Origin of the sequence: Solibacillus sp. CAU 1738, from assembly GCF_039888725.1 — a bacterium.
Classification (GTDB): domain Bacteria; phylum Bacillota; class Bacilli; order Bacillales_A; family Planococcaceae; genus Metasolibacillus.
In genome coordinates, this window is record NZ_JBDQQN010000009.1 from 67,478 (window position 1) to 82,204 (window position 14,727).

14 protein-coding genes are annotated in these 14,727 nt (G+C 36.6%); 5 read left to right on the forward strand and 9 right to left on the reverse strand.

Annotated features, from left to right (window positions below; translation table 11 throughout):
• Nucleotides 1-13: 13 nt before the first annotated feature.
• Complete coding sequence (locus AAFN87_RS18635) at nucleotides 14-235, reverse strand: DUF1128 domain-containing protein (RefSeq protein WP_347792562.1); 222 nt, start codon at nucleotides 233-235, stop codon at nucleotides 14-16.
• Nucleotides 236-413: 178 nt separating this feature from the next.
• Here AAFN87_RS18635 and AAFN87_RS18640 point away from each other — a divergent pair, with 178 nt between their 5' ends.
• Nucleotides 414-737, forward strand: coding sequence for a YtxH domain-containing protein (locus AAFN87_RS18640; protein WP_347792563.1), 324 nt, complete (start codon nucleotides 414-416; stop codon nucleotides 735-737).
• Nucleotides 738-799: 62 nt separating this feature from the next.
• Nucleotides 800-1,699, forward strand: coding sequence for a YihY/virulence factor BrkB family protein (locus AAFN87_RS18645; RefSeq protein WP_347792564.1), 900 nt, complete (start codon nucleotides 800-802; stop codon nucleotides 1,697-1,699).
• A gap of 284 nt (nucleotides 1,700-1,983) precedes the next feature.
• Here AAFN87_RS18645 and AAFN87_RS18650 read toward each other — a convergent pair whose 3' ends face one another.
• From AAFN87_RS18650 to AAFN87_RS18670, 5 genes are all read right to left on the reverse strand, one after another.
• Nucleotides 1,984-2,328: a hypothetical protein gene (locus tag AAFN87_RS18650; RefSeq protein ID WP_347792565.1), complete on the reverse strand. Its 345-nt coding sequence runs from the start codon at nucleotides 2,326-2,328 to the stop codon at nucleotides 1,984-1,986.
• Between the two features lie 98 nt (nucleotides 2,329-2,426).
• Complete coding sequence (locus tag AAFN87_RS18655) at nucleotides 2,427-3,521, reverse strand: NADH-dependent flavin oxidoreductase (RefSeq protein ID WP_347792566.1); 1,095 nt, start codon at nucleotides 3,519-3,521, stop codon at nucleotides 2,427-2,429.
• A gap of 403 nt (nucleotides 3,522-3,924) precedes the next feature.
• Nucleotides 3,925-5,823, reverse strand: a complete 1,899-nt coding sequence (locus tag AAFN87_RS18660) for a heavy metal translocating P-type ATPase (RefSeq protein WP_347792567.1) — start codon at nucleotides 5,821-5,823, stop codon at nucleotides 3,925-3,927.
• A gap of 677 nt (nucleotides 5,824-6,500) precedes the next feature.
• Complete coding sequence (locus AAFN87_RS18665) at nucleotides 6,501-8,036, reverse strand: fumarate hydratase (protein WP_347792568.1); 1,536 nt, start codon at nucleotides 8,034-8,036, stop codon at nucleotides 6,501-6,503.
• A 238-nt stretch (nucleotides 8,037-8,274) separates the two neighbouring features.
• Nucleotides 8,275-8,466, reverse strand: a complete 192-nt coding sequence (locus AAFN87_RS18670) for an SE1561 family protein (protein WP_347792569.1) — start codon at nucleotides 8,464-8,466, stop codon at nucleotides 8,275-8,277.
• A 482-nt stretch (nucleotides 8,467-8,948) separates the two neighbouring features.
• Here AAFN87_RS18670 and AAFN87_RS18675 point away from each other — a divergent pair, with 482 nt between their 5' ends.
• Nucleotides 8,949-10,127 (forward strand): MFS transporter, encoded by a 1,179-nt coding sequence (locus AAFN87_RS18675; RefSeq protein ID WP_347792570.1) that lies wholly within the window; start codon nucleotides 8,949-8,951, stop codon nucleotides 10,125-10,127.
• Between the two features lie 17 nt (nucleotides 10,128-10,144).
• Here the strand turns inward: AAFN87_RS18675 and AAFN87_RS18680 are convergent, their stop codons facing one another.
• Nucleotides 10,145-10,381 carry a carboxypeptidase gene (locus AAFN87_RS18680; RefSeq protein ID WP_347792571.1) on the reverse strand — a complete coding sequence of 79 codons (237 nt, stop codon included), beginning with the start codon at nucleotides 10,379-10,381 and terminating at the stop codon, nucleotides 10,145-10,147.
• 159 nt (nucleotides 10,382-10,540) lie between these two features.
• Here AAFN87_RS18680 and AAFN87_RS18685 point away from each other — a divergent pair, with 159 nt between their 5' ends.
• Complete coding sequence (locus AAFN87_RS18685) at nucleotides 10,541-12,256, forward strand: ABC transporter ATP-binding protein (protein WP_347792572.1); 1,716 nt, start codon at nucleotides 10,541-10,543, stop codon at nucleotides 12,254-12,256.
• 185 nt (nucleotides 12,257-12,441) lie between these two features.
• Here the strand turns inward: AAFN87_RS18685 and AAFN87_RS18690 are convergent, their stop codons facing one another.
• Together AAFN87_RS18690 and AAFN87_RS18695 are read right to left on the reverse strand one after the other, a co-directional pair.
• Nucleotides 12,442-12,837: a VOC family protein gene (locus AAFN87_RS18690; protein ID WP_347792573.1), complete on the reverse strand. Its 396-nt coding sequence runs from the start codon at nucleotides 12,835-12,837 to the stop codon at nucleotides 12,442-12,444.
• Nucleotides 12,838-13,012: 175 nt separating this feature from the next.
• Nucleotides 13,013-13,618, reverse strand: a complete 606-nt coding sequence (locus AAFN87_RS18695) for a C39 family peptidase (protein WP_347792574.1) — start codon at nucleotides 13,616-13,618, stop codon at nucleotides 13,013-13,015.
• A 299-nt stretch (nucleotides 13,619-13,917) separates the two neighbouring features.
• Between AAFN87_RS18695 and AAFN87_RS18700 the strand changes: the two genes are divergently transcribed.
• Nucleotides 13,918-14,601 carry a hypothetical protein gene (locus tag AAFN87_RS18700; RefSeq protein ID WP_347792575.1) on the forward strand — a complete coding sequence of 228 codons (684 nt, stop codon included), beginning with the start codon at nucleotides 13,918-13,920 and terminating at the stop codon, nucleotides 14,599-14,601.
• Nucleotides 14,602-14,727 lie beyond the last annotated feature (126 nt).

A 14,727-nucleotide genomic window follows, 5' to 3' on the forward strand; every position in this document is an offset into this window, starting at 1 on the left:
GAGTCCACAATTTTTATTTACGTAAAGAACCAAGCTCTGTTGCAATTGCTTGCATTTCGCTAGGGCTAAATGAATCGCGTTTCATAACCATTTCAAATAAATATAGTAAATCCTCGTAATGTTCTTCATTGAAGTTATCAGACTTCATCGCATCTACATTTACCATACGTAATTTCTCTTTAATTTGTTCTACCATATAAATCACGTTTTCTTGTGATGGTGTTGTTAAATTCATACGTTTACCTACCTTTCGATGTATACGAAAACATCATTTCATTTTGCTGGAACGTTGTCAACTGCTACTTTTATGTGTTCACTTTCAAAAACGGCGGAAGTTAGTTAAAATAAAAGTAGTAAAAGTTGTACATTATACAATATCGGGAATAATTCAGTATATATAGGAGGAGAAATTAATGAAGAGTAAATTAATACCAGCGATTATTTTAGGAGCTATAACTGGGGCTGCTGTTAGTATGTTTGACAAGAAAACACGTGAGCATACGGTTGATACATCGAAAAAGGTAAAAGAAACAGTATCTTACTATGCACAAAATCGCGATGAGTTGCAAACACTAATCGAAACAAAAATAGAGCAGGCACAATCGTTGTATACTACTACTTCGACGAATATAAACTCAATTATGAGCCATCTTGAAGATGCAAAAGAATTGCCTAAAACAGTGATGAGTTTAGTATCGGAAACAAAACAAGCCTTTTCAAATGATAACGTGCAGTGAATAAAAGGGGTTGAGGCTTTATAAAAGTGCGCAATAAAAACTCATCCAAGGTTATTACCTTCGTGAAATCCTTTGTTTCACCGAATGAGTCTGAAGTCGACGTAACAACGATAAAAGGCTTTACTATTGATATAGTGAATCGAATTAATCGTGCGGATATTTTAGGCATGGGAGCACAACTGGCATACTATTTTTTACTATCCATTTTTCCACTACTTATTTTTATAGTAACATTGTTGCCTTATTTAAAATTACAGCATCATCAAGTGTTTGCATTTTTAGGAGATATAATGCCTGCCGAAGTATATATGTTAACAGAAGATATCATTGTAGATGCTTTAACGAATCAAAATAGTGGGCTTTTATCTTTAGGTTTTATCGGGACTATGTGGTCAGCTTCAAGAGGTGTGAATGCGCTCATAAAAGGATTAAATCGAGCGTACGATGTTGAGGGGAAATCTGGATTTATAAATCGTTTTTGGTCAATAATCTTTACTGTATCTCTTGTAGTACTCATTTTTATTGCACTTATTTTCCCGGTTTTTGGTCAACAGCTTGGTAATCTGTTATTTTCCTATATGGGTATTGAAAGTTCATTCGAGTCAGTTTGGACATTTATACGTTGGATTACGCCAGTTGCTTTAATTATTACTGTCGTATCCGTTATGTATTGGATTGTGCCAAATACAGACCCACGGTTGACATTTAGTAGTATTATACCAGGCACTGTATTTGCAACACTAGGGTGGGTTATATTAACGTATGGCTTTTCATTTTATGTTAATAATTTTGCTAACTATAGTGCAACATACGGCAGTATTGCAGGGGTCATTGTACTAATGCTATGGCTGTATTTTACAGGCATTATTTTAATTTCAGGTGGATTATTAAATGCAGCCCTCCAAAATCGACAAATTGTGAAAATGGACAAACAAAAAGGGAATCTAAATATAGAGGGATAGGCATAATCAGTCTATTCCTCTTTTTTCTTTTTGCTGTCGAAAAGATTGTTGCTAATTAACTAACGAAGCAGTAGTTTAATAATCGTATTTAGTTTTGTTCAACAATAAGGCCAGATTATTGAATAACAACCTTTTATGAAAGGTTACCTAACGTTGATTTGGTAGCCTCTATAGAATCTCGAGGATAAGAAAAATAAAAAAACAGATAGAACGGTATCAATAAATAATACTTGTTCTACCCGTTTCATTAATCAAACTTTTCTTACCTCTAACTATACTGAATATTAAGCTACTGTTTTTGCCTGTAATAAATTGCGGTAATCCAGTAAATGCTTCACCATTAATACAACATTCATTAAGAAAATGCTGTATGCAGGGCAGCCTGTGAATGGCACTAAGAATAAATGAAACATCACCATATTAACAGATAGTGACATGAAAATAATTAACGCAAATGGCATAAAACGCTTTGTTATAAATGAAATCCCACAAATGATTTCGACAATCACTAGCATCGGTGCAAAATAACCTGTCGCCTCCATCGTATTCATATAGTATTGAGCTGTTTCGTTTTCATGTTCAGTTGGGAAGCCACCAGCGACAAACATAAAAATGCCTGATTCAATCATAATCAAACCAAGTACGAAACAGATAATCGTAGATAGTTTGTTCTTTATGTTGTCTTTTTTTAGGTCAGTTCGTCATAGCGTTTCCTTATTTTTTGCAATTATTTTACGCCAGGCACCCAACCAACATTACGTTTCATCATGTTCATTAGTGACTCTGGAATGTTATTATCACGACTCATATCCATTTCAGTAATAACTGGTTCACCAGCTGCTACTTTTTCTACCCAGTGTGGTTCAATTAATAACTCACGACCAAGTGCAAGTAAATCAGCACCTGTTTCCATCGCTTCTTTCGCATCTTCTGGTGAATAAATTGAACCAACACCGATAAACGGTACACGACCGTCAATCACGCGTTTTAAAATTTTAATACGGTTTTCTTTTTCACCGCTATAACGACGCGCTTCTGCACGGAAATCCCCTAATGAAATGTGTAAGTAATCGAGCTTTTCATCTGCTAAACGATCTACAAGTTGAACCGTTTCATCTAGAGTGATACCGTCTTCTTCAGGCTCTTCTGGGCTAAAACGATAACCAACGATAAATTGGTCATCGGCATATTGCGCTTTTGCACGGTTTACACTATCGATAGTTTCTAATAAGAATGTCATACGTTTTTCAACAGAGCCACCGTAACGGTCTGTACGTTTATTTGTAAAGCCTGAGAAGAATTGTTGGAATAAATATGTATTGGCACCGTGAATTTCCACACCGTCAAATCCTGCTTCAATTGCGCGACGTGTCGTTTCACCAAATGCTACGACTATTTCCTCAATTTCTTCTACCGTTAATGCACGAGCCACACCGCCATCTGCTGCAACGGTTTCACTTGCGCTTACGACATCGCCATTTGGCACTAGGTCACGTACTGCTTGGCGCCCACCATGATAAATTTGTAAAATTGCTTTTGCGCCACCGTCATGAATCGCATCTGCAATACGTTTTAAGCTCGGAATGTATTCATCGCTATGCGCCGAGATTTGACCTGGGAAGCCTTTCCCATTGGGAATCACGTAAGCACATGCTGTAATCACCGCACCGACGCCATATGAGCGCTCACGGTAATATGTAATCTCCGCATCTGATACTGTATCATCAGCATTTGCTGAGTAAGTTGTCATTGGCGCCATCACGTAACGATTACGAATAGTGACGCCGTTATTAAAAGTAAATGGTGTTAAATAAGTTGTCATGTGATTCACTCCTTCTAAAACAAGAGTAAATTTATCGGATTTAAAAGTCAAAGATCGCGCTTTACTACTACCTTTTATTTTCTGAATCATAATGAAAAAAGCAACAGAAAGGATGATTGTATAGAGAAAATTGCACGGCTTGCTGATTGGATGCGAGAGGCAAAAAGTAAGGTAAGATTTAATAGAAGGAAGAAGGAGATTAAGAAATGAAGAATAAGAATATGTTAAGCTTTCTTATTGTTGGATTAATAGGTATATTGATTGGTATGTTTATAGTGAGCCCATTAGTGAATTTATTCTCTTGAGATGTTTTTAAATATATATAATGAATTAGACCCTGATTAGACATACTTTTTTGTGTCACTAATCGGGGTCTAGTTCCTTTTTTTATTTTATTTCCCGTTTATACATTTTTCAACATACGTAACCCATTCAAAATAACTAAAATTGTACTGCCTTCGTGTCCGATAACGCCAAGAGGTAAATCAATCGCTTGAAAGAAGTTAGATGCGATTAATAACGTAATGACTGAAATCGAGAATATGATATTTTGCTTGACGATCCGTTGCATTTTACGTGATAGCTTTACTGCATAAGCAATTTTTGATAAATCATTTTTCATTAATACGACATCAGCAGTTTCTAATGCGACGTCAGTTCCGCCTCCCATTGCGATTCCGACCGATGCAGTTGCAAGTGCAGGTGCGTCGTTAATGCCATCTCCGACCATACCGACAGTTTTGTATTTTTCCATATATGATTTTATATAGTCGACTTTTGTTTCAGGTAAGCATTCGGCAATATAGTGATTAACGCCGGATTCAGCAGCGATGGCTTTTGCTGTTTTTTCATTGTCGCCTGTTAGCATCATAACGTCGATTCCAAGTTCTTGTAGCATAGAGACTGCTTTTTTTGCTTCCTCGCGCACTGTATCTTGCAACGCAACAAGTGCGCTAATACCTTCTTCGTCCTTAAGGAAAATAACCGTTTTCCCTTGTGCAGCGAGTTTTTCAGCGGCACTGTTAGCGAAAGTCTGTGATGACTCATAGCCTACAAAATCAGGTTTCCCAATACTATACATTTTGCCATCAATTGTTGCTTTAATGCCATAACCCGGAACGTCCTCAATCACTGCGTCGATAGAAGTAGCATGCTGTGCTTTCGCAAAAGCAGTAATGGCTTTTGCGAGAGGGTGATTCGATTGTGATTCAATCGCTGCTATAACTGCTAATGTATGTGTGCGATTTTTCTCGTCACGTACAATAAAATCTGTCACAACAGGTGTCCCTTGGGTTAATGTTCCTGTTTTATCAACAGCAAGTGCACGCAATATGCTTAAATGTTCTAAATGTAAACCGCCTTTAAATAATATCCCATTACGTGCACCGTTCGAAATAGATGCAAGAGTAGCAGGCATAATAGAGGCGACTAAAGCACATGGAGAAGCGACAACTAAAAGTACCATCGCGCGATAAAATGTCGTTGTCCAGTCCCAACCAAGTAAGTAGTAAGGCAGTACCATCATAATAGCAACTGCTGTTAATACTAATTTTACATATGTCCCTTCAAAACGCTCGATAAATTGTTGAGAAGGGGATTTTTCACTTTGTGCTGATTGTACGAGTGTAATAATTTTTTGGAATAGCGTTTCGGAACTTTGCTTTGTAACGTTAATTGTTAATACACCATTTAAATTTACCGTTCCTGCAAATACATCGTCGCCAACAATTTTAGTAATCGGCATTGATTCACCAGTAATTGCTGCTTCGTCCACATTGGAAGCACCTTTAAAAATAGTGCCATCTGCTGAAATACGCTCACCTGGTTTAACTAAAATATGGTCGCCAACCTTTAAAGAAGAAACAGCTACTTTAATCGGTTCAAAGCCACCCCGCACTAGCCAAGCTTCCTCGGGTTGTAATTCCATTAGCGCAGAAATTTCGCGATGGCTTTTGTTCATTGCGTATGTTTCAAGCGCACCACTTACTGCAAAAATGAATATTAGGATGGCACCTTCAGCCCAAAAACCGATAATGGCAGAACCAGTTGCAGCCAAAATCATTAATATTTCTACGTTGAGTGATTTGTTTTCGATCGTATCTTCTATGCCTTCTTTGGCTTTTGCATAACCACCAATCGCAAATGCACTTAAGTAAGCAATTATGGCAGCAGTCGTTTGTCCGTTTTTATCCATAAGCCATGCCAACCCGATAATAAATCCAGCGACAAGTGCGGCAATCAGTTCTTTATGTTCTATTATTTTCTCATTTACACTAACGTTTTCTCGATTAGAATACTCCATACTATACCTCCTTGATAATGATATTCACTATCAATAGCTAAATGAATTGATATTTGATAATGTTTATCATTTAGATTGGTTTTATTTCTAAGTTAGAATTATTATAATTAAGAGTATACGAGAGTACGGAAGTAAATGCAATATAAAAAAGCTTACGAATGGAAAATTTCCCTTCGCAAGCTTTTTTAGGAGCTCAAAGCGAATGCAGTTTTCGTAAAATTATTACGCGAATGCCCAACACCAACTATTAAAATGTAGACATAAATTATATGGTTCTACGTTAAATGTGGGGGGGCTGATTTTGAGGAATTAAAATTTATTGCACCCTTTTTGAATAGGGGCGTTGATTTCCATTCTGGGGTGGGCGCTTTCCTGGGGGCACGTCTCCAACTAAATTGTTTCGGATGGGACCGAAACAATTGGATTTTCCGCACGTGCGACTGTCGCTAAGCTTTCGCCGCAATAAACATTGCTTATCCCCAAGGAGTCACCGCCCCTCCATTCCAATCAACGCATCCTTAACCAAGATGAACGCCTACTTCTTTATATTCATGATCGGGTAAAAACTTTGCTTTTTTATGGACAAAATTGTGTGCATACCACAACAATTATAGAACCAATTATATACCAAAAGGGCCGCCTCATTTATGAGACAGCCCTAATTAAGGATTTAAGTATTAAAATACTCTTTCTGAGTACTGAGATAATTTCTCTAATGAAGATTTTTCTACATCGGCGTGTAATGAGTTACCGTGAGAGTCCATTGTTACAACTGCTGTAAAGCCTTCAACATTTAAGTGCCACATTGCTTCTGGAATACCGAATTCCATTAAGTCTACGCCGTCAACACCTTTAATGCAGTCTGCGTAGTACTGAGCCGCGCCACCGATTGCATTTAAGTATACGCCACCGTGCTCTTGTAGGGCAGCAAGTGTTTTTGGTCCCATACCGCCTTTACCAATTACAGCGCGGATACCGAATTTTTTCATAATGTCGCCTTGGTATGGCTCCTCGCGAATAGAAGTAGTTGGTCCAGCAGCTTTTACTGTCCAGTTTCCTGCTTCGTCTTTTGCCATTACAGGTCCACAGTGATAAATCACTTGTCCGTTTAAATCAACAGGTGCATCGTGGCTCATTAAGTGGTGGTGAATTGCGTCACGGCCAGTGAACATACGACCGTTAATTTTAACAACATCCCCAACTTTAAGTGCACGAATTTGTTCTTCAGAAATTGGAGCAGTTAATTCAACTAGTTCATTATCTGTAGATGCCGCTGTCTGTTCTTCGTCACGGAATGTAATTTTTTCTCCGTCTTGATAATGCCATTTAATAATTTCACCTGTAGCAGGATCGATATCAACAGCCATACGACGGTATGCCCAGCAGTTATAAGCTACTGATACATAGAATGAAGCTGGAATACGGTGCATCACGCCGATTTTACAGCCAAGTAAAGTTGCTTCACCGCCGAAGCCCATAGTACCAACGCCAAATGTATTTGATTTTTCTACGATATATTCTTCTAATTTTGCAAGATCTGGATTTGGGTTTGTATCTTCAACATTACGGAATAATTGCTCTTTTGCTAAATCATAGCCAGAAGAACGGTCGCCACCGATACCAACACCGATAAAGCCTGCAGAACAGCCTTGACCTTGTGCTTGCCATACTGAGTGAAGGATACATTTACGAATACCGTCTAAATCACGACCTGCACGGCCAAGACCTTCTAATTCTGTCGGTAAGCTATATTGAATGTTTTTGTTTTCACAGCCGCCACCTTTAAGAATTAGCTTAATTGTAATGTAATCGTTTTCCCATTGTTCAAACTTGATAACAGGAAGTCCGTCTCCTAAGTTGTTACCGCTATTTGCACCAGTTAGTGAATCTACTGCATTTGGACGTAATTTTGCATCAGCTGTAGTAGAAACGATTGCTTTTTTAATGGCTGCTTTAATTTCAAGTTGGTTTACGCCAATAGGAGTATACACTTTAAATGTAGGAAGGCCAGTATCTTGGCATATTGGTGATACGTTATCTTCGGCCATGACGATATTATTGGAAATAGTGTCTAAACTCATCGCAGCACGAGTACCTGCGTTTTCAGCTTGCTTCGCTTTTTTGATTGCACGGCGAACATCTTTTGGTAAGTTTGTAGACGTTTCAGTAACTAAGTTATAAAGACTTTTCTCTAATGTTTCTAAGTATGCCATGTTATTTTTCCCCCCAGAAAAATATAATAATATGAGTATTCACTCAAATATTATACTCTTTAAATGACATGAAAAAAAGGGGGTGTCCAGAAAGTAAACTTTCCTGACACCCCCGTCTCTCCTTAGTAATTATCCATAAAGACATATTGCTCCTGCGGTGGTCGCATCAAAATGCCACCGCCTTGCGAGCAGAGAATCCGTCTCAAAATCCTTTTTCAGACGGAACCTTTACGCCTCATTATTCAGTCGTTTCATTACGATGCTGGAATTGATCCATTTTTTCTTCAAGGTCATCCATCATTTGAATTAAACGATCGATATCTTCGAGTTCCGTTGTTTCCGGATCAATTGCGTCTAATACTTCTAGGAAAATTTCAAGACGCTCTTTTAAATACGTCACTTGCTGTTCTTTGTTTGTAATTGGATTCATAGTTGTCCCCTTATCAAATGATAAATGGGGTCCCTCCTTCACGATTAACATAGCTACATTATACATAGATTTTTGATGAATTGCTGTGTAGAAGTGAAGATTGGTGTAAAAAAATGCAGAAAATTGTGATGGATATGTAATGTTTTTTTACCTAAATACCAATTATGGAAAAACGTTGGGTCTTAATTACCCTTTTCAGAATATCTGTATTCTGAATATTTACATTATTCCGACTGTGTGTTAAAGTAAATTTAACAAATAGCGAAAGGGGCTGGTCGGAAAAAACATGTACTCACCTATACTTAATGTAAGGGAGGGAGTTTAAACTTTTTTCGGCAACATCAGCCGAGATGTAGTTTATACAAACGTAAGTGTATATAAGTGATATTTAAAACCCTAGTGAACTTTTAGAGATAAAGTTTACTGGGGTTTTGTGTTGTCTGCTATACTAATTTGTAGCAATTATTTTGGGGGCAACTATAGTGACAGCATCTTATGAACAGCGTAGATTTTGGATTTTAGTAATTATCGTATCTATTTCAGGTTTTTCACAAGGGATGTTACTACCGCTCATTTCAGTAATTTTTGAAACAGACGGAGTATCATCTACTTTAAACGGATTAAATGCTACTGGACTTTACATAGGGACATTGCTTATTTCACCATTTATAGAGCAGCCGTTACGAAAATATGGCTACAAACCGGTAATTATTGTAGGTGGGGCAATTGTCTTTTTATCGCTTGCAATGTTCCCATTATGGAAAAGTGTACTCTTTTGGTTCGCACTACGGATGCTCATAGGAATCGGTGATCACGCACTGCATTTTGCAACACAAACGTGGATTACTTCATCTACACCGCATGGTAATTTAGGGAAGAGCATGTCGATTTACGGCTTATCGTTCAGCATTGGCTTTGCAGTAGGTCCATTATTCGTCCCGCTTGTTAAAATTTCAGAAATATTCCCGTTTGTCATATCATCTGCAATGTGTTTACTTGCATGGTCACTCGTATTTTTTGTGGGCAATGAACGACCGGATGTCATTAAAGGAAATGTAGATAATCAAGGGAGCTTTACACGCTATAAAATGGCGTTCAAATTTGGTTGGATAGCTTTTTTACCGCCATTTATTTATGGATTTTTGGAGTCCTCACTAAATGCTTTATTCCCTGTATATGCACTACGTAAAGGTTTTGATGTGCCAATGGTTTCTGTTATGTTAGCAGCCTTTTCCGTAGGGGCAATTTTAACTCAGCTCCCACTAGGAATGCTTGGTGATAAAATTGGTCGACGCAAAGTAATTTTAGGTGGACTTTTTAGTGGTTCGGTGTTGTTTGCCGTTTGTAGCTTTTTTGAGTATTCAGCGACGATTGTAGCAGTATTATTTGCAATTACGGGAATGTGTATTGGTTCTATGTTCTCGCTCGGCATTACGTATATGACTGATTTAACACCAAAAGAGCTACTTCCTACTGGCAATTTAATTTGTGGGATTTTCTTTAGCTTAGGTAGTTTAAGTGGACCATTTTTAGGCGGACTATATTTACAACTAGTGAAAAATATAAGTTTTTTAATTTTAATAAGCGCTATGTTAATGATAATTTTTATTATTATTGCTAGCGCTCGGAAATTCGTACCTAAGAAACAGCTAGAAGTATAAAAAAAGCAGGCGTTCAATTACTTTGAACGTCTGCTTTTTAATGTAAAGAAGATAATGGAAGTTATAGCCATCGCTAACAAGATGTATATAAACTCCATTAAAAAGTTAATTCCACCAAATGTAACAGCTGATTGAAGCATAGAGCCACTTTGTGGCGAAGCCTCATGGTTAGATGTAATGACTAGTCCTGAAAGCCATTGAAGACCTAAAAAAGATAGAATAAAGATAACGGATACGATTAAGAAATTTTTCATTATGTATATACCTCCAATACTCTGCTTAATTTTACATGAAATTGTCTGAAATGTATTAAAGAAAGGTTCAAAAAATGAGAGTTGTTTTCGTGGACCTATAGTAAAACTATTACTTAATAGGTTATTATAGTAAATACGAATCTTAGAAAGGACTTTATTATGCTATCAAAATTTTTCTCTTATTATAAACCACATAAGCGTTTGTTTATGATCGACTTTTCGAGCGCAATTATCGTAGCTGTTTTAGAACTTGCTTTTCCGCTCGCTGTGCAGTGGTTCATTGATGAGCTATTGCCAGATGGGGATTGGGGCATGATTGTTAAGGTAAGTGTACTGTTATTATTTGTTTATATATTAAGTGCGGTACTAAACTTTATCGTCAATTATTTAGGTCATAAGCTCGGTATTAATATTGAAACGGATATGCGTCAGGAATTGTTTAATCATGTTCAAAGGCAATCATTCCGCTTCTTTGATAATACAAAAACAGGTCATATTATGAGTCGAATTACGAATGATTTATTTGATATTGGTGAGTTTGCTCATCATGGACCAGAAGATTTTTTCATTGCAATTATGACATTTATCGGTGCGTTTGCAATTATGTTCAACGTTAACCCGACACTTGCACTTATAGCTATTGTAATGGTGCCGTTTTTAACATGGCTTGTTACATTTAGTAATATGAAAATGAACAAAGCTTGGAAAGATATGTACGGTAAAATCGCTGATGTTAATGGGCGTGTAGAAGACAGCGTGTCTGGCGTGCGCGTTGTAAAATCTTTTACTAATGAAGAGTTTGAAATGGCTCGTTTCCGCGAACAAAATGGCTTCTTCCGTACAGCAAAGCTATATGCTTATAAAATAATGGCGGGCACACATTCAAGCATTTATATGATGACACGATTGTTAACGCTTGTTGTACTCATTGTAGGTGCATGGTTAAGTTTTAATGGCAAATTAAGTTACGGAGAGTTAGTAAGCTTCGTGTTATACACAAATGTTTTAATTAAACCAATCGATAAAATTAGCGCGTTACTCGAGTTGTATCCAAAAGGGATGGCAGGCTTTAAACGTTTCCGTGATTTAATCGAACAAGAGCCTGAAGTGCAGGACAAGCCAGATGCAATTGCTGTTTATGAATTGCAAGGCGATATTTCATTTAACCATGTAGATTTCTATTATGATTCATCAAAACAGGTGTTAAAAGATATTTCATTTTCTTTAAAAGCAGGGGAGACAATTGCCTTCGTTGGACCATCTGGAGCAGGGAAAACGACGATTTGTTCATTAATTCCTAGGTTTTATGATGTGAGCAGCGGGGCCATTACAATTGACGATATTGATATTCGTGATATGACTCAACAATCGCTGCGAGAGCAAATCGGGATTGTTCAGCAAGATGTATTTTTATTTACAGGTACAATTCGTGAAAATATTGCGTACGGTAAGCTAGATGCGTCTTTTGAGGACATTAAATCGGCTGCAGAAAGAGCACATTTAAAGTCATTTATTGAAGATTTACCAGACGGCTATGAAACACAAATTGGTGAGCGCGGCTTGAAATTATCAGGTGGTCAAAAACAACGTTTAGCAATTGCGCGTATGTTTTTAAAGAACCCGCCAATTTTAATTTTAGATGAGGCTACATCTGCGCTAGATACAGAAACAGAAATGATTATTCAGCAATCGTTAACGGAGCTTGCTGAAAACAGAACAACTCTTGTAATTGCGCATCGCCTTGCAACAATTCGCAATGCCGATCGTGTACTTGTTGTCACACCAGAGGGTATCGAAGAAGAAGGTACTTATGATGAATTAGTAGCAGCAGGGGGCGTGTTTGCGAATTTACATCATATTCAGTTTAAGAAATAGTAGTATGTCAGCATTCACTACTATTTCTGAAATTTTATCAATAATATTAAGTATCCACATTATTCCACGAGGATTTTCGAGAGAAATAGGAAAGAAGGCAGAAGGAGTTTAATCCCTCTGCCTTTTCTACTTTTTTCTTATAGGTAGTACAGTAATACTATAGAGCAATAATTGCACTTGATTACTTATTGTGCGTTCTCATCTGGTTGATGTATACCAAATATATTTCCTTCTGTATCCATAAAGTACCCTTGCCAAGCCATTCCAGGTAGTGCGTATTTAGGCATCGCAACATTGCCACCGTTGTTTAAAATTTTTGCTGCAGTGGAATCGTAATCTTCCACTCCCATTGTACAAACGTAGGAATTTAAGCTTTGACCCGTTTCTGGTGAAGCACTTTGGCGTTGCATTAAAGCGCCATTGATTCCTGGCTCTTTTTCATCGCCAGTCACTGCTCCGAAGTAAGGCATTCCAGCATAATTACTCCAATCCTCAAACTTCCAGTCGAATACCTCACCATAAAACTTTTTTGCTCTCTCCATATCGTTTACATGAATTTCAAAATGTATTAATCTTCCCATAATACCCTCCTGTTAAAAATAAATTTACTATTTAAAAAAACTCTCATTTTAAGCTTTTCTATAGTAAAAGGAGAGTTTATTAAATATTCTATTTTGGTGTTTTTAAATCCTTTTCGATTATATGAATACGTTAAATATTTCCCTAAATTGTTTTTTATCAAGTGATAAGTATTAGTTACCTTCCTGTAGTTATGTACGTGTTGCTATAAAAAGGTATTCGCAAATTTTTTATATTCCACAATTTTTTGAATTCATCAATGGAAACTTTGCGATTATAAATAGTGCTATCATCTTTACAATTTACTAAATGCTCCACGGATTCCGCGATGTATAAATAGTCCTTATCATATCCTATAACCGGGACAAAGTGTAAATCATTGCTCTTTTTATGTGCTTTAATAAAAACAATAACGGGATTTCCTTTACTAATCTGCTTTTTTAAAGTATTAATATTCCCTTTATAATAACTTGTTTTAAACTCTTTTTGATTTAAATAAGTTCGAATTCCTTTAGGATACACATATCCTGTTTTCATTTTGCTAGGGAAATTAGAGTATATATCAAATCCATCAGCTTCTATTCCGAAATGACGTAATACATAAGCAGTAGAAAATGCTGCACATTCATAATTTTTTTGTATATCAATTCTGTTTTTTTGATAAATCTGAAATTCTTCCGGAAACTTTCCCTTTTTTAACTCTAGCCTTGGTAATGTCATTAAATGTGCATTAATAATGGTATTTATAACTAGCCATATTAAAAGCGTATTAATTACGACCAAATTGATCCCCCTTAATAAAAAAATTCATATTACTATGTTTTTTTTCTAAGACCTTAAGCACAAAGTATTTGAACTCTTCGCTATGGATTATTATAAGGCAGTTCCCGTGATGACATATAATCCATGAAGTAACTACTCTACATATTAATAAAACCCTAATATAAATTTACCTAATAATACCATGTTAGTTTAGCGATAGAAAGCATTGCACACTGTGGTAGTATTATTGCCGTCGTTGTTTTACAACCTATTTTATAATAGTATTAAGGAGAATTTAAATAATCATTATTATGAGTATTATGGTTCGTATCACTGAATATTTATCTAGTAAGAGGAATTTATATTATGAGGAGGTAATCAAAATAAGGAAGTTTTTTGCAATATTTTTAGTTGTTGTTTCGACAATGGTGTTTTCTGCATGTTCAAACAACACAGATATACCAAAATCGCTCAGTAAGGAAGGCGTTGCACCCTATGAGTTATCAGAAAGTGATACATATCTTTTGGAGTCGTTAGGACTTGAAAAGGATACAAATATTGTATCTTTCAAAGCTCCTAAAACTGCAAAAAGCCTTAAAGTTAATGTTTATACTTTGAAAGATGACGACACTTGGAGTGTTATGGGAGGTGGACAGGTATTATTAGGGCCGGATGCCAATCCAGATGATAGCTTAGAAGGTACATTTGCAATGATACTTAAAGACAACTATGCAGTAGATTTCAACATCAACACAACGGGGATGGCTTCATATAAAACCGATACACTGGATGTCGATTATGAAATCTTAGCATCTTCAATAGGTTTTCTGACTGATTTTCAAAAGATTGAAATCAATAAAGAAATACCTGTTGCTATTATGATTTACGATGGTGGTTCCAGTATGAAAAGCTTTGCTATGGAAGATTTCTTTTCTCCTTCAAGATTTAAAGAAATGGATTTAGTCCAGGCAGTCACACTGACTTTTACCGATGAAAACCATTAGAATGTACTGACAAACACCTTCGCCAAATGAGCATACTCTACATTTTTAGTTAAGGTACAATATTAAAAAACGTTATATATAAGGAACTCCACTAAGCGAGTTCCTTTATTCGTTAGTTGATAAGAT

What these genes read in the sequence shown, in the direction of transcription:
- AAFN87_RS18670 (WP_347792569.1), bottom strand. Translation starts at nt 8,466, where the DNA reads ATGAATCCAATTACAAACAAAGAACAGCAAGTGACGTATTTAAAAGAG.
- AAFN87_RS18680 (WP_347792571.1), bottom strand. Translation starts at nt 10,381, where the DNA reads ATGAAAAATTTCTTAATCGTATCCGTTATCTTTATTCTATCTTTTTTA.
- AAFN87_RS18690 (WP_347792573.1), bottom strand. Translation starts at nt 12,837, where the DNA reads ATGGGAAGATTAATACATTTTGAAATTCATGTAAACGATATGGAGAGA.
- AAFN87_RS18650 (WP_347792565.1), bottom strand. Translation starts at nt 2,328, where the DNA reads ATGATTGAATCAGGCATTTTTATGTTTGTCGCTGGTGGCTTCCCAACT.
- AAFN87_RS18665 (WP_347792568.1), bottom strand. Translation starts at nt 8,036, where the DNA reads ATGGCATACTTAGAAACATTAGAGAAAAGTCTTTATAACTTAGTTACT.
- AAFN87_RS18660 (WP_347792567.1), bottom strand. Translation starts at nt 5,823, where the DNA reads ATGGAGTATTCTAATCGAGAAAACGTTAGTGTAAATGAGAAAATAATA.
- AAFN87_RS18700 (WP_347792575.1), top strand. Translation starts at nt 13,918, where the DNA reads ATGGTTCGTATCACTGAATATTTATCTAGTAAGAGGAATTTATATTAT.
- AAFN87_RS18655 (WP_347792566.1), bottom strand. Translation starts at nt 3,521, where the DNA reads ATGACAACTTATTTAACACCATTTACTTTTAATAACGGCGTCACTATT.
- AAFN87_RS18685 (WP_347792572.1), top strand. Translation starts at nt 10,541, where the DNA reads ATGCTATCAAAATTTTTCTCTTATTATAAACCACATAAGCGTTTGTTT.
- AAFN87_RS18635 (WP_347792562.1), bottom strand. Translation starts at nt 235, where the DNA reads ATGAATTTAACAACACCATCACAAGAAAACGTGATTTATATGGTAGAA.
- AAFN87_RS18640 (WP_347792563.1), top strand. Translation starts at nt 414, where the DNA reads ATGAAGAGTAAATTAATACCAGCGATTATTTTAGGAGCTATAACTGGG.